16 protein-coding genes, 1 other RNA gene and 2 pseudogenes are annotated in these 13,278 nt (G+C 48.2%); 11 read left to right on the forward strand and 8 right to left on the reverse strand.

The genetic code is table 11. The features are described from left to right. Nucleotides 1–85: 85 nt before the first annotated feature. The 3 genes from K4A83_RS18875 to K4A83_RS18885 all read right to left on the reverse strand — a co-directional run bounded on the left by K4A83_RS18875 (nucleotide 86) and on the right by K4A83_RS18885 (nucleotide 2,503). Nucleotides 86–181, reverse strand: a complete 96-nt coding sequence (locus tag K4A83_RS18875; RefSeq protein ID WP_071525310.1) for a photosystem II reaction center protein T — start codon at nucleotides 179–181, stop codon at nucleotides 86–88. Nucleotides 182–419: 238 nt separating this feature from the next. After that, nucleotides 420–1,955, reverse strand: a complete 1,536-nt coding sequence (gene psbB, locus K4A83_RS18880; protein WP_265266225.1) for a photosystem II chlorophyll-binding protein CP47 — start codon at nucleotides 1,953–1,955, stop codon at nucleotides 420–422. A 212-nt stretch (nucleotides 1,956–2,167) separates the two neighbouring features. After that, a complete protein-coding gene (locus K4A83_RS18885) occupies nucleotides 2,168–2,503 on the reverse strand; it encodes a hypothetical protein (protein ID WP_265266226.1) in 336 nt (111 codons plus the stop codon). Between the two features lie 200 nt (nucleotides 2,504–2,703). Here K4A83_RS18885 and K4A83_RS18890 point away from each other — a divergent pair, with 200 nt between their 5' ends. The 5 genes from K4A83_RS18890 to K4A83_RS18910 all read left to right on the forward strand — a co-directional run bounded on the left by K4A83_RS18890 (nucleotide 2,704) and on the right by K4A83_RS18910 (nucleotide 7,387). Beyond that, nucleotides 2,704–4,455, forward strand: coding sequence for a DMT family transporter (locus tag K4A83_RS18890; RefSeq protein WP_265266227.1), 1,752 nt, complete (start codon nucleotides 2,704–2,706; stop codon nucleotides 4,453–4,455). A 23-nt stretch (nucleotides 4,456–4,478) separates the two neighbouring features. Further along, on the forward strand, nucleotides 4,479–4,646 hold the full coding sequence (locus tag K4A83_RS18895) for a PCP reductase family protein (protein ID WP_407810144.1): 168 nt from the start codon (nucleotides 4,479–4,481) through the stop codon (nucleotides 4,644–4,646). A 105-nt stretch (nucleotides 4,647–4,751) separates the two neighbouring features. Continuing rightward, nucleotides 4,752–5,456 carry a hypothetical protein gene (locus K4A83_RS18900; protein ID WP_265266228.1) on the forward strand — a complete coding sequence of 235 codons (705 nt, stop codon included), beginning with the start codon at nucleotides 4,752–4,754 and terminating at the stop codon, nucleotides 5,454–5,456. 30 nt (nucleotides 5,457–5,486) lie between these two features. Continuing rightward, nucleotides 5,487–6,284, forward strand: coding sequence for an LmeA family phospholipid-binding protein (locus K4A83_RS18905; RefSeq protein ID WP_265266229.1), 798 nt, complete (start codon nucleotides 5,487–5,489; stop codon nucleotides 6,282–6,284). A gap of 23 nt (nucleotides 6,285–6,307) precedes the next feature. Then, nucleotides 6,308–7,387 carry a DNA cytosine methyltransferase gene (locus K4A83_RS18910; RefSeq protein ID WP_265266230.1) on the forward strand — a complete coding sequence of 360 codons (1,080 nt, stop codon included), beginning with the start codon at nucleotides 6,308–6,310 and terminating at the stop codon, nucleotides 7,385–7,387. Between the two features lie 35 nt (nucleotides 7,388–7,422). On the opposite strand, the gene pth is transcribed toward K4A83_RS18910, so the two are convergent. The 4 genes and pseudogenes from pth to K4A83_RS23560 all read right to left on the reverse strand — a co-directional run. Beyond that, nucleotides 7,423–8,040, reverse strand: a complete 618-nt coding sequence (gene pth, locus K4A83_RS18915) for an aminoacyl-tRNA hydrolase (protein WP_265266231.1) — start codon at nucleotides 8,038–8,040, stop codon at nucleotides 7,423–7,425. Next, on the reverse strand, nucleotides 8,037–9,416 hold the full coding sequence (hemG, locus tag K4A83_RS18920; protein ID WP_265266232.1) for a protoporphyrinogen oxidase: 1,380 nt from the start codon (nucleotides 9,414–9,416) through the stop codon (nucleotides 8,037–8,039). Before hemG ends, pth begins: the two co-directional genes overlap by 4 nt. 38 nt (nucleotides 9,417–9,454) lie before the next feature. Next, nucleotides 9,455–9,733 (reverse strand): DUF2811 domain-containing protein, encoded by a 279-nt coding sequence (locus K4A83_RS18925; protein WP_265266233.1) that lies wholly within the window; start codon nucleotides 9,731–9,733, stop codon nucleotides 9,455–9,457. Between the two features lie 539 nt (nucleotides 9,734–10,272). Then, nucleotides 10,273–10,380, reverse strand: a pseudogene (locus tag K4A83_RS23560) (CpcT/CpeT family chromophore lyase); the annotation flags it as partial. Nucleotides 10,381–10,412: 32 nt separating this feature from the next. On the opposite strand from K4A83_RS23560, the gene K4A83_RS18930 reads away from it, so the two are divergent. From K4A83_RS18930 to K4A83_RS18950, 5 genes are all read left to right on the forward strand, one after another. Next, nucleotides 10,413–10,757 (forward strand): transposase, encoded by a 345-nt coding sequence (locus tag K4A83_RS18930; RefSeq protein WP_265266234.1) that lies wholly within the window; start codon nucleotides 10,413–10,415, stop codon nucleotides 10,755–10,757. 214 nt (nucleotides 10,758–10,971) lie between these two features. Continuing rightward, nucleotides 10,972–11,688, forward strand: coding sequence for a photosystem II biogenesis protein Psp29 (gene psb29 / locus K4A83_RS18935; protein ID WP_265266235.1), 717 nt, complete (start codon nucleotides 10,972–10,974; stop codon nucleotides 11,686–11,688). A 76-nt stretch (nucleotides 11,689–11,764) separates the two neighbouring features. Next, nucleotides 11,765–11,861: signal recognition particle sRNA small type (gene ffs / locus K4A83_RS18940), an RNA gene on the forward strand. A gap of 145 nt (nucleotides 11,862–12,006) precedes the next feature. Next, entirely contained in the window at nucleotides 12,007–12,384 is a 378-nt protein-coding gene (locus K4A83_RS18945; protein ID WP_265266236.1) for a phasin family protein, read from the forward strand. Between the two features lie 177 nt (nucleotides 12,385–12,561). Further along, nucleotides 12,562–12,966 (forward strand): hypothetical protein, encoded by a 405-nt coding sequence (locus K4A83_RS18950; protein ID WP_265266237.1) that lies wholly within the window; start codon nucleotides 12,562–12,564, stop codon nucleotides 12,964–12,966. A gap of 43 nt (nucleotides 12,967–13,009) precedes the next feature. On the opposite strand, the gene K4A83_RS23565 is transcribed toward K4A83_RS18950, so the two are convergent. Further along, nucleotides 13,010–13,150, reverse strand: coding sequence for a ribbon-helix-helix protein, CopG family (locus tag K4A83_RS23565; protein ID WP_407810143.1), 141 nt, complete (start codon nucleotides 13,148–13,150; stop codon nucleotides 13,010–13,012). Nucleotides 13,151–13,184: 34 nt separating this feature from the next. On the opposite strand from K4A83_RS23565, the pseudogene K4A83_RS23570 reads away from it, so the two are divergent. Next, nucleotides 13,185–13,278: pseudogene (locus K4A83_RS23570) on the forward strand (transposase); the annotation flags it as partial.

Consider the following 13,278-nt stretch of genomic DNA (forward strand, 5'->3'; position numbering starts at 1 on the left):
AGGGGGGAGGGGGGTGGGAGAGGGGGTAGACTCGCTGAAATCCCCTTGGTTATTTATTCCCCATCTTTATCCCCCATCGGATTATTTACTTTTCAATACGAGGAGGTTCACGGAAGGCGATCGCAAAAAATAGAACGGCGATCCCACAAGCCAAAACCAAAATGTAAGCAACACTTTCCATGATTTTATGTCCAAAGGCTTAATGTGCAAATCTTCTGAGAGTTTGCCCAGTTGGGTCAAACCGCGATTCACTCCCTAACCCATCCGCCCCACCAGACCAACAGAGCGAGGGTAAGGGAGTTAATCATCAGTGTAACAACAAACCGATAGCTTTCACAGTTCGGGGGATTTTCTAGGGTAATTTTCCGGTTGGGTAGACAATCCCCCCGAAAGTTCAACAGTCACTCAGGACAGACCGTTTAAACGGTGCCTTCTTTCTTCACCCGAGTGGTGGTATCACCCAATTTCTGGAATATACCCCATTCTACTTGTTCCTCAATGTCAGCATCGATCCCGGCGAATACATCCCGGTAGAGGGTGCGGGAACCGTGCCAAATATGGCCAAAGAAGAACAACAGCGCGAAGACAGCATGACCAAAAGTAAACCACCCACGAGTAGAGGTGCGGAACACCCCGTCAGACCCGAGGGTTTCCCGGTCAAAGTCGAAGGGTTCACCCAATTGGGCTTTCCGAGCCAATTTCTTGACATCTTGAGGATCAGTTAAGGTCGTGCCATTCAAAGCTCCGCCATACATCGTAACGGTGACACCCGCTTGTTCAACACTGTAACGAGACTCAGCGCGACGGAAGGGAATGTCAGCGCGCACCACACCATCAGAATCGGTGAGAACGATGGGGAAGGTTTCAAAGAAGTTGGGCATCCGACGCACTTCTAAAACGCGACCTTCGCTATCTTTAAACACGGGATGACCCAGCCAACCTTTGGCAATCCCATCCCCACTGACCATTGAACCCACCCGGAACAAACCCCCTTTGGCAGGGCTATTACCAATGTAGTCGTAGAACGCTAATTTTTCGGGAATTTCTGCCCAAGCTTCCTCGGGCGTTGCGCCATCAGCAATACTGGTCTCGACTCGACGGCTAATTTCTTGTTGGAAATAGCCTTGATCCCACTGATAACGGGTGGGCCCAAACAGTTCGATGGGGGTAGTAGCACTGCCGTACCACATAGTTCCGGCTACCACGAAGGCGGCAAAGAACACGGCGGCAATACTGCTCGATAACACGGTTTCAATATTCCCCATTCGCAAAGCCCGGTACAAGCGCTCGGGGGGGCGAACAGTCAAGTGGAATAGACCCGCAATAATCCCCACAATCCCGGCCGCGATGTGGTGAGCCACGACTCCCCCGGGGTTAAAGGGGTTAAAGCCAGCTGGCCCCCACTCTGGGGCGACGGGTTGAACATGACCGGTGAGGCCGTAGGGGTCGGAAATCCACATCCCGGGTCCAAAGAGTCCGGTCAAGTGGAAAGCTCCGAAACCGAAGCAGAGTAAACCAGATAAGAACAGGTGAATGCCAAACATTTTGGGGAGATCCAAGGCGGGATCTCCGGTGCGGGGATCTCTGAAGAGTTCGAGATCCCAATAGACCCAGTGCCAACAAGCGGCTAAGAATAACAGACCGGAGAGTACGATGTGAGCGATCGCCACTCCTTCAAAAGACCAAAAACCGGGATCCGTGTAAGCCTCACCTGTGACATTCCACCCCCCCCAAGAGGAGGTGACACCCAACCGAGACATAAAGGGAAGTACAAACATCCCTTGTCGCCACATAGGGTTTAACTCGGGATCGCCGGGATCGAATACGGCCAGTTCATATAGTGCCATAGAACCCGCCCAACCTGCCACCAGAGCAGTGTGCATCAGGTGAACGGAAATCAGACGGCCTGGATCATTCAGGACGACTGTATGGACTCTGTACCAAGGTAGTCCCATTGACTACGCTCCTCCTGTTGAAAATATTGTGTTTTTTATCATGAATGAGAAAATACTGCATCTCGGCTCTTTCGTCTGGTTCAGGAACTAGAGATTCTGTCGCTCTCGTCCCATTCAGTGAAGAAGACTCAAGAGCTAAGGATTCAGGATTTTCTGAGAAAACTCAAGAATCGTTTAAAGAAGTGTAAACGATTCTGAGAACGGAATGCAAGTCAATTGATCGGACTCTGGGAATGGTCTGAATTTAATGGATTAAATAGGTCTTCTGCTTTGGTCAAACGCTCTAGGGCTTGATCCGCACTCATCAAGCGTCTGAGGACGACTTGACCAATGCTAGACCCTACCCCAAGGGGACTAGAGGGCTTAACCTCCACCATTAAAACCGCCTCTTCGGCTTGGTAGAGCCATAATTTCTCCCCATGTTCAATCATGCCCAAGTTCAGGCGCTGAATTTGGGGTCTTCGTCGCCAGGCACTCTCATCCCACAATCCCCCAAACTCCCACACACGGCCCACTAACCAACCATCGGATAAAAAAAAGTACTTCACAGTTCTTTACGTTTTGCGAATTATTACTATTTTGTGCTAGAGGAAAAAGTGAGAGAAACCCGCAGTTTCTATAATTTCTGCAAATTCTCTAGCGATTCCCCAAGAACCTCTAATACAATGTCTGGAACAGTGCTGAATCACTCAAATTTTCTCCCAGTCTAGAAAAAATTGGCATTCACGCAAGTACAAGGTAGAGATAGATGGGGCCACTGGATAAACAACCGGATTTCAACCACGGCGATCCGAACATCGCAGAAGACCATTTACGGCAACTCACGGCAGAATTGGAACATCTTAAGCAGAATATACTGCTTCAGTTGTCCCAAGAAATTGACCAACTCCAAAACCGTAAAACCCGCCTCTTAGCCGAAACCGAGCAACTAGAATTGCAACGGCAAGAGCAACTGAGTCAACAACAAGACCTAGCCAAACAACTGGCTCCGGCTTTAGCGGAACAGATTTTACAAAACCTCCAAAGCCGTTTAGACTACAACCCTTTAGACAGCGAGGTTCAATGGTCTAACGGCAATTTAGGTCAATATAATCAACAAAGTTATCGCTTAATTGCCTCTTTAGATGAAACCTTAAGAGCAACTTTTCGCACTCTGCAACAAGACCTTAGTAGTTATCAGAGTTCCTTGTCTCAGCAGTTGGGACAGATGTATAGCTTAGAGCAACAAGGGGAAATTATTCTAGATGCCCTAGTCAATCGTTTGCGGGAACAACTGCAAACCCAAGACCCGGTAATCCCTCCCTCGGCTCCGATACCACCCAGATTTGAGACAGCATGGGGTCAGGAGCGAGTCCAAGATCGGGCGGTTGCGGTGGAGTTGCCAACCTTGCCCCCAGAACCCACTTCCCCGGCTGCTGAAACGCCCCCAGTGCTTCCCAGAACTCCCGTTGCGCCCCCTCCTGCCAAGAAAAAGGTTTCTGTATCTCAGTTGCAGTTAGGGTTTATTTTGGTCTTGCTGTCTTCCTTGGCCTTGTCTTTGCAGAATGTGGTCATTCGGATTATTCTCTCGCCTTCGACCATTTTCGGCTGGCGGGAAATTGGCGGGTTTATTACGCCCGGTTTTGGCAATTCCTTGTTGATTCTCTTTTTGCGCATGGTGGTTGTGGTGCCATGTATGGCAATTTTGGCGCAAGTTCTCTATCCCAGTAGTTGGTCGGATATCCGTCGTTATTTGCAGTCGAAGGACTGGGCGGGTTTTAGTCAAATGATTGCTTGTGGGTTCTTCCTCTTTGCCTCTTCGGCGTTTATTTACATGGCACTGGGGGATTTATCGCCGGGGGTAGCTCTGACGTTGTTCTTTATCTTCCCGGTGGTGACAGTTATCCTGAGTTGGCTGTTTTTCGGAGAAAAACCCTCTTTAGTGCGCAGTGCTGCCTCTTTGACGGTGTTTGCCGGGGTCGTGATTCTTCAGTTGCCGTCGGGGGGGGGAGCGGTGCGACTCTCAACGTTTGGGATTGTGATGGCCATTCTCTCTGGGGTGACGTTTGCCCTCCATGTGTTATTAATTCAGGCTTGTATGAAGAAGATTCACCCGATTCCTTTTAGTGTGGTGAATTTCTTTGTGATTTTTGTCTTTACGTTGGTTAGTTTGCCCCTGTTGCTCTATTTACCTTTACCAGATGTGGTGAAGATTGATATTGACCCAGCCATGTGGGTGAATTTACTAATTAGCGGTCTAGTGTTGGGTGGCTTAACCTTGTTGAGCTACTTGGCCAATAATATCGGGATTAGCTACATTGGGGCAGCACGGGCTTCGATTTTTGGGGCAACCGGGCCGGCGTTTACGTCTTTAATGGCGGCGGCGATTATTGGGGCTACCTTGACCTTTAATCAGTGGATTGGGATGGGGGTCGTGACGGCTGGAGTGTTGGCTCAGAATTTGGAGCGCTTTTTCAAGAAACCTCCGGCTCCGAAGGTGGAAGATAAGCAAGGGAGTTAGGAATTGTGGATGATGTGAATTTTATGGAGTCCCTACGCTGGACTCCGGAGGCGAAGGTCAAGTTAAAAAATATTCCCTTTTTTGTCCGCTCTCAAGCTCGTCAGCGCATTGAACAGTTGGCCCGAGAGGGGGAGTTGTCTGAGGTGACGGCGGAGTTGGTTGAGCAAGCTAGGCTGGAGTTTGGTCAGTGAACAGTTTGTTATAGCATAAAGGCGGCTCAAGTCGCCGTTGCTTTTCATCCCCTGATTCAAACCCAGGGTCTTTCAAGCTATGGGGCTTTCTCGTAAATTAATGTAATGTGGCACAAAATTTGGCAATGGATTAAAAAGGCCTGGCAGCGTCTTTTCGGTCGGTCAACCTCTACGGGTGTTTCTACCTCCTTGGTTACGCCGGAAAGCGAACCTGCGCCCTCCTCCCCCCTCAGTGATAGTGATCTTGAGTTTCTCTTTACCCAGTTATTGGAAGGGGTGTCTCACGGTTGGCAATCTCACCGGGTCCAGAAGTTTTTTGAGCAAAGTCAAGAACGGGTGAATTATGTGCAGTGGGTGAACTGGCTGCAAGGGTTTGGGGGGAAGGTGTTAGCCTCTGGGGCTCCTAACTTGGAACTGGCAAGACGTTTAGAGTTACTGGCTGTGCAAACCCAGTATTTAGAAAAGGGTTGGGCAGAAGTGGGGGCGGTGGCTTATGCGATCGCCTCTCAACTCTTCCAACGAGAAAGTCAGGGGGTAGTCTGGGAATACGATGGACCCGATGTAGGTGTTTCTGAGCCGGGTCTGTCCTCTCTTCCCTTCACACCAGATGTCGGGGAAGGGCAAGAAGTGCTAACCCTTGAGCAATTGGTAGAACGCATGACAGAACAACCGGAATTGAGAAATGCCATTGCTCAACAGGCTGGCATTGAGAGCGACGATCCCCAAGCGATTGTTCAGGCCTTAGTGCAAACCCTCTTAGCCCAACAACAACAGATTACCCCTCCTGAAGATAGCCAAGGCAACGAGTAAGATAGAAGGCATCCCCTCATCAAGAACATCATGGAATGGATTGTTATATTGCTCACAGGTTTACTCTCCGGTGCAACCCCCACTGGATTCATTGTTGAGAGTGTTGTTGAAAGTAATTTACGCTCAAGGCTGGCTGGTGTTGATACCCTCGCCGTGCGCATTGATAACACCCCCAGTCATCAACTTCTACGGGGCAAAGTGGATCGAGTCCGTCTGGCCAGCCGAGGCGTTTACCTCACCCCAGACTTGCGACTTGATACCCTAGAACTCGAAACGGATCCCCTCAATGTTGATCTCCAACAACTACGCCAAGGGGGGAGTAATTGGCGGGATGCCTTGCGTCAACCTTTACAAGGGGCTGTACGTCTGGTTTTAACTGAAGCCGACCTCAAACAGGCTTTACAATCTCCGGCATTGCGCGATCGCCTACAAAGCATCGTCACCAACTTAGCCCGTAACCTTCCTAGCACCACCCCCCAACAATACCAACTCTCCGACCTCAACCTAGAATTCCTAGGCGATAATCGCCTTCGTCTCCAACTCCAAGCCCGCTCCTTTGACACCACCGGGGAAGACAGCGCCGAATTAACCCTAGACATCACAGGTCAACTCATAGTAGAAGAAGGCCGACGCATTCAATTCAGCGAAGCCACCATCTTACTCAACGACAATCCCCTCCCCCCCATGTTCGCCAATATCGCCCTCTCCACCCTCAACAGTCGCTTAGACCTTGACAGTTTAACCCAACAAGGTATTACCGCCCGTCTTCTACAATTAGACATCGACGACGAGCGGTTATCAATAGCAGCCTTCGTGCGAGTAGAATAAAGGGTTTAGAAAAATTTTAACCTATGATTAATCTTTCTCAACCCAACATCGTCGCCCTTTTTGCCGGATGTGGAGGATTGGATCTTGGATTTCGGCAAGCTGGATTTAATATCATTTGGGCTAACGAATATGATAAAGAAATCTGGTCAACCTACGAAAAAAATCACCCCCAAACTTTCTTAGATCGTCGGGATATTAGAAAAATTCCCTCAGCAGAAATCCCTAACTGTACAGGAATTATCGGAGGGCCACCTTGTCAGAGTTGGAGTGAGGGGGGATGTCAACGGGGCATTGAAGATGAACGGGGTCGATTATTCTTAGAATATATTCGGATATTACAAGACAAACAACCTCAGTTTTTCTTGGCTGAAAATGTTTCGGGTATCCTGCACAAAAAACATGAAGCCGCGTTAAAAAATATTCTGGCAGCCTTTGAAGAAGCGGGTTATATTGTTTCCTTAAAACTACTCAATGGTAAAGATTATCAAGTTCCCCAAGACCGAAAGCGGGTCATTTTGGTGGGATATCATGTCAGCTTAAACAAAAAATTTACCTTTCCTGAGCCTAATCCTAATCATTTAACCCTCAAAGATACTATCTGGGATTTAAAAGAGTCAGCCCTTCCTGCCCAAGAAAAAAATAAAACCAATGGAAGTCAATGTATTGTTCCCAATCATGAATATATGACCGGAGGATTCTCCACAATTTACCTATCCCGTAATCGAGTAAGATGTTGGGATGAGCCGTCTTTCACCATTCAAGCGGGAGGTCGTCATGCTTCTATTCATCCCCAGGCTAATAAAATGATTCATGTGGAGAAAGATCACTTTATCTTTGACCCTAACTCACCCTATCCTTATCGGAGGTTATCCATTCGAGAATGTGCCAGAATCCAGACATTTCCTGACTCCTTTATTTTTGACTATCAAAACTTAGCTTCTGCTTATAAGATGATTGGGAATGCTGTACCTGTTAATTTAGCCTATGCTCTAGCTAGAGTTATTTTTGATGATTTAAGAGGCGTTGCAAGCTTTACAGAAAAAGAAAAAACAGGGTATTCACGGGGTTTCTGCCCTCAAAATCTAGGAAGAATCAAGGGTTGATCTGGGTTGGATGGAAGGGGGATATACAGAACAAACTACTCGCCAACGACGCGGCCGTTGTAAAGACTCATAGCTTTTTCTAACCCTTGTTTTAAACTCAATTCCACGGCGCTCACGACCCAATCTAATACTTCAGCCATGACCTTTTTCTCCGAGGGGGCAAATTTGCCTAAAACATGAGAAACGGTTTCCTTGTCTTCCCCAGATTTACCGATGCCAATCCGCAAGCGGGGAAAGTCTTGGCTGCCGAGGTGAGCAATGGTGGATTTTATGCCATTATGCCCCCCCGCAGACCCGGATAGGCGAATCCGTAAGCGTCCAACGGGTAAGTCCATGTCGTCATAAATCACCAGAATGGATTCTGGGGGGATTTTATACCAATCGACGACGGCACGAATGGACTCGCCGGAAAGGTTCATGTAGGTTTGGGGTTTGAGTAAATAAATTTTCTCTCCGGTGATGCTCCGTCCCTCGCTAAAAAAACCTTTAAAGCGCTTATTATTCTGCCAAGAGAGTTGCCAAGTTTGAGCGAGGCAATCTAAGGCTTCAAAGCCGATGTTATGGCGGGTTTTATCGTATCTGGCTCCAGGATTTCCTAACCCGACAATGAGTTGAGGGATGATGAGGGAGGGGGTGTTATTGGCTTGTATCATTGAATATTTTGGGCTACTGCAATGCCGCGTCTTATACAATCTCCTAGGGCTACGCCGTCGGTATAGTTGGCTAGGATGTGTAAGCCGGGGAATTTTTTGAGTTCCTGCTCAAGGGTGGCGAGTCGTTGGAGATGCCCTAGGGTGTATTGGGGGATGGCCTGTTTCCACAGACGGACGGCGAGGATTTTGGGGCTAAATTCGGGTCGGATGAAGATTTTAGAGAGGTCTTGATGGACGGCTTGGGCGATTTCTTCGGGGCTTAATTGGGCAATTCCGGGGTCGGTGGCTCCGCCGATAAAGTTGGTGAGCATATATTCTCCTTCGGGGGTGCGTCCGGGGAATAAACAGGATGACCAGATGGTGCCGAGGGTGCGGATTCCTTGTTGGCGGGGGATGAGATGACCAAACCCTTTTAAGGGATGCACTGAGGCGGCTTTAGGATAGGCGAGAACGACGCAGGCTACGGGGGGATAATAGATTTCCTTTAAGACCCGACTTAGGGGGCTGGTGAGGGGTTTTAGGAGGTCTGCGGTGATGGGGGCGGGGGTGGTGAGGATTAGGGTGCGGGTGGCAATTTGTTGGGGACCGTCGGGGGTGTTGAAGTGGGCGAGGTAGGTTTGTTGGGGGGTGATTTCAATTTGGGTGAGTTGCCAGTGGAGTTTGAGGCGATCGCCTAATTGAGATGCGATCGCCCGAGGCAACATTTCCAAGCCTTCTCGAAACGATCCCAGTTGTCCCGTTTTCGTTTCCGGCAAACTGGGATCCCGTGGGGCTTTAGGGGGGGCTTGACGACGGGCTAAAATCCCGCCGGCCAGTAATCCCCCCCCCAGTTGGGCGAATTCAAACACCCGGCGGAAAGCTGCCTGGGCGCTCAGTTGATCCACATCTCCCGCATAAACACCGGAGACAAAGGGGGCGACTAGGCGTTCTGTAACTTCAGTCCCTAAATGACGGGTGAAAAATTGACGCACGGTTTCTTCTTCTTGACCCACTAAACCCCCCACAAAACCTAATGCTCCCAACGCAGCCCGCCATTTACCCCGCTCACTGAGCAATTGGGTTTTCAGGGCAGCAGGCGGACTCATGGGGACCGGGTTTAACTGTTGATTCCAGTAAACAAAACGGGGGAGACGGCGATCTGCAAAGACCAAATCATCTTTTAAGCCAACGTCTACGGCCAGGCGTAGCAAGTCTTCTGTTGGAGCAAAACTGTTGGGGCCTTCTTCCCACAGATATTCTCCCTGCCGATTGGTTGTGATGTTACCGCCAACCCTTCCCTGACTTTCGGTGACTAAAAACTGGGTTTGCTGTTTTTGGAGTGTGTGAGCCGCGCTAAGACCGCTAATTCCGGCGCCCACAATAAGACTATCAAGCATAGGTCGGGACTGAAGTTAAGAGCAACTTTCCATTCTACCTAAGAGTGGAAGAGTGTTTCAAGGTAAACTTTGGCACAGGTTTGATAGTTGTCGGCGGCACGATAGTTAGGGTTTAGGGTGCGATCGCCCAGCGTCTCGGAACTAGAATCGCCCAGCGTCTCGGAACTAGAATCGTCATTCCTCTGTAACAAAAATAAGGATAATGCCGCCGCCAATACCCGATCTTGATCCCAGTTGGGGTGAGTGTCTAAATAGGTTTTGAGCGAAGCGTGCAGTTCCTCGGGAATTTCCGCCAGAATGCTGATGTTGGTTTTCATAAATACCTCTCGGGTTTCTAGGGGTAGAGAATCGGACGATTCACGGACTCACCGGGCTGTAGGAAGTAGAAGGGGAGATCCGACTTTTCAACGGGGGATTCATGGAGTCTACATATCAGAACAAGTGTATTGTCTTGGCTAGACAAATATTTATCCCCTATACCTATTTCGGGAGAGAACCCCAGCTTTGTCAATGCTGAGAAATGTTACAAATTTCTTTGGTAAAAATAAAGATTTACCAAAAACCAAGGGTTAAAGAATTTTTTCTGTTACTCAACTTTACATGAACTCCGTATAAAACCCCTCCCTCTTGGCGAAGGGTAAAATCCCTCCTGCGGCACAAAAAAGATGATTCTAGAGATCCTCCTGTGGAAAACTTTGGGTAAACTGTGGAAAAACACCCTAACCCTGTGGAAAAGTTGGGGAATATTTTGGGGAAAACACCGCCAAAAAATAAGAATTACAAAGTTAGTAGACCGGGAGGAAAAGAAAACTTCTACAACTTCAACACTTAATCCAAGGCACACAAGCTTAACGGGTCAGCCTTGGGTCAACTCCAAAGCATAGTCTTCACACTTGCTGAAGTGGAAGGGTCCCATTAATGCCCCCCAAGTGCCGCGTCCTGTTTTGGGGTCAATCCCCTTGTCTTGACACTCCCATCGCTAAAAGCGAGGGATTCTTGGTTCAACGAGTTTCCTTGCTTAAAAAAGCGGATGGTTGGTATGTGTCCATCACCCTCAAGGATGAATCAGTTCCTGAACTGTTGCCCATCAACGAGATTCAAACCGCCGTGGGAGTGGATATGGGTTTAAAAGAGTTTGCTGTCACATCAACGGGTGAAACGTTCCCGATTCAGCAGTTCTATCGCCGAGCGCAAGCACAACTAGCGAAGGCACAACGGCAACTCTCACGAAAGCAATGGACAGGGATGAGAATGCGGCAATCAACATTCTCAATCGGGCGTTACGCGAGGTGGGGATCATCTTGCCTGCCTGTAGAGGCTTCGACGTTGGTCGGCCGGTGAAGCAGGAAGCTCAAGCAATGGTGGGAGTTCAACTCTCTTTGTTGGCTTGAGAAGCCCCCGTTATACCCGTAGGGTTAGCGGGGGAGAACTTCACGTATTGACCGAGTTTTCGTAAAGGGATTGGATGAGGCATGGGGAATATTGAGATTTAGGGAAAAAAGGGAAAATCCTATGAGACAATGGAAACACCGTATCGTCTTTATAATTTGACTTTGTGAATAAAGTTCGTACTGTTTCTGATACTAAACAAAATTTTTATACCCATCATACCCGCCCTATTAATTCAATCTATCGTCGGGTGGTGGAAGAGTTGATGGTTGAGATGCACTTGCTCTCAGTGAATGTGAATTTCAGCTATGACCCCATTTATGGCTTAGGGGTGGCTTCGAGTTACGACCGTTTTATGTCAAGTTATAAGCCAGAAGCGGATCGGATTTCTATTTTTGAGGCCTTGTGTCGGGCTGTGGAAACGGATCCCCAACAGTATCATAATGATGGAGGGACTCTGCTAGAGTTAGCCCAAAAAATCTCCTTGGATCAATTACTGAACTGGAATACAACACTGGTGTCTTATGATGGGGCGCAACCTTTATATGATGTGTTGAATGCGATCGCATCTCAGGAGCGCAAGTTTAAATATAGTCGTCTATTTGCCATTGGTCTGTACACTTTGATTGAGAAAATCAGTCCAGCTACAGCACAAGACCACAAGAAACTCAACGAGGTTTTACAATCTTTGGGAGAAGGCCTCCATTTACCTATAGACAAGTTGCAGAAGGACTTAGAACTCTATCAAGGTAACTTGGAGAAGATGGAACAGGCTAAACGGGTGCTACAAGATGCCTTAGAAGCCGATCGGAAAAAACGTCTCAAGCGAGCATTGGAAAAAACCAAAGGGACAGAAAATTCTGAAAATGCTCAGGAAGCCTGAGCATCTCGTGAATTGGTCAGAGATTTTCTCTCGATTAGGACAATTGATACCCCAAACCTGTGTTATAATGGAAAACGATCCGGACTTACGCGATCTGAACGCCCAAACCTTGTCAGAACCGGAAGGTGGCAGCAATACGGGATGCTTCAGATAGGCGTAAACTCCGGGTCTTTTCGTGTTTGGGTCTTGGGTGGGGTGAGGAGAATTTTTTGGCTTGGGGCATTAAGGTTCGGGCATCAGGCTAGTCAAGGAGGGAAATTGCCGCTTATCCTAGAAAGAGAAACCCGGATTGAAGCGCCCAAGCCTGCGAGGAATGTTATGCCTGATTTCGGAAACTTAGTTCAAAAAGCCTTCTATCTCGGTGTAGGTATTGCCTCCTATGCCGGAGAAAAAGCAAATTTGAGTTTGCAAGAGTTGCGATCGCAAGCCCAAAAACTCGCCGAGGAAATGGTAAAACGGGGGGAAATTACCACCGAAGAAGCCTCTAAACTGGTGGATGAGTGGATTCAACAAGCACAACACCCTTCAGTTCAAGAGGGAAATCAAGATGCCAAAGAACCCCGACGAATTGAAATTATTCTAGATGAGGATCCACCAGCCTCTAACTCTCAACCCCCTTCAGATCCAGTGCAAAATTTGCGGGATCAAGTGCAGAATCTGCAAGAAGAACTCCGACGCATTCAAAAAGACTCGTGACTTACTCTCACAATCGCCGGGGGTATAGCGTGGGGCTGTTAATTTTAGAAGAGAACATTAATACTTAACTGGTCAAGATTATCAATTCCCCTAGCCCCCCACTGGCTTAATGGTCATAGCTCAAGTTTAGGGAGTATGTCACAATAGAGGTCGCCGTTTACAACCTCCTCTACGCCTATGGAAGACTGGTCAAAAGAATTCTGGGAAATGTTTGACACCGTAACTCAAGAGGTCGAACAATTTGTAAATGAAGTGGGAGAGTTAGCGGAGGCGATCGCCCTTGAAGTCCAAGACGTAGTAGAAACTGAACTGGATCAATGGTTTGAAAGCTTTGTCACCCCCCTATTATTCCCCTTTGACCCTCCACCGGATTGGGAAGAATTCCCCAATCCGGAGCTAGAAATGTTGTTTACTGAACAAGTGCAACCCAGTTTAGAAGCCCATCCCGCTTGTATCGGGTGTCACCACTATCATGGTCAAGTGTATAACGGAACCTTGCTCGTCTGTGCCATGCACCCCTACGGCAGTGACTCCCCCACCTGCCCCGATTGGGACGGAAACCCTCCTCAGACTCCTGTATAGTCAATTTTGCTTACCGAGGAACTGGGTCTAAAGCCCCGTCCTTCTAGGACGGCTTTTTCTTGATCTTAAGGCTTCTGATGAGTTCTCTCAAAACATCTGATTTGGAACGACCTGTTGATTCGCAATAGGCTTCTAGTTTTTCAAACTCTTCATCAGTCAGTCGAAAAAAGACACTCTTTTTCATTGCATTATATATCTATATGATATACAGTAGTAGCATGAAAACTCTGAAGTTCAAACTCTATCAAAGCAAGCGGAATCGACATCTCAAGCGCACCATCAATGCCGCTGGGGTGATCTACAACCATTGCA

The organism is Spirulina subsalsa FACHB-351 (assembly GCF_026130165.1).
In the GTDB taxonomy this organism is placed as follows: Bacteria; Cyanobacteriota; Cyanobacteriia; order Cyanobacteriales; family Spirulinaceae; genus Spirulina_A; species Spirulina_A subsalsa_A.